Here is a 555-nt window from a genome sequence, read left to right as displayed (position 1 = left end):
TTACAATACTGCAGGTGTTATCGATCCAGTGGTTGACGCGTTAACAGAAGAAATTGCGCGTAACCAACAACATCCTGAAAAGCTTCTTACTCTCGGTCGTTCACTGGACCGAGTATTGCAGTGGAATTTCTACAACATCCCGCAATGGCACGTTGGTGAATATCGCGTAGCAATGTGGGACAAGTTTGAGCGTCCAGATGTATTGCCTAAATACGATTTAGGTATCGATACATGGTGGATTTCAGAAGAGAAGGCGGCATTGCTTCCTGAAAAACGTCGCTAGGAGTTAGTTAGCATGGCCGCGTATATATTTCGACGTTTATTGTTGGTGATCCCCACGTTGTGGGCGATCATCACCATCAACTTTTTCATCATTCAGATCGCCCCTGGTGGCCCGGTGGAGCAAGCTGTTGCCCAATTAGAAGGGCATAACTCTGGAATTATGGAGCGCTTTTCTGGTGGTGGACAAGAAGTTGATTTAAGCGAAAGTGACCAAGCGTCTGCCAGTGGCTATAAAGGCTCACGCGGGCTTGATCCTGAAGTGGTTGAAGAGAT

The 555-nt window shown here is 47.0% G+C and carries 2 pseudogenes; both read left to right on the top strand.

Annotation, left to right across the window (positions count from 1 at the left end):
* Positions 1-283 (top strand): annotated as a pseudogene (locus AB4653_RS22160) (ABC transporter substrate-binding protein); the annotation flags it as partial.
* A 12-nt stretch (positions 284-295) separates the two neighbouring features.
* Positions 296-555: pseudogene (locus tag AB4653_RS22155) on the top strand (microcin ABC transporter permease); the annotation flags it as partial.

Origin of the sequence: Vibrio sp. 10N.222.48.A3 (assembly GCF_041475345.1) — a bacterium.
GTDB classification, from domain to species: domain Bacteria; phylum Pseudomonadota; class Gammaproteobacteria; order Enterobacterales; family Vibrionaceae; genus Vibrio; species Vibrio tasmaniensis_A.
Note: the sequence above shows the minus strand (reverse complement) of the source record. Positions and strands in the feature narration are given on the sequence as shown.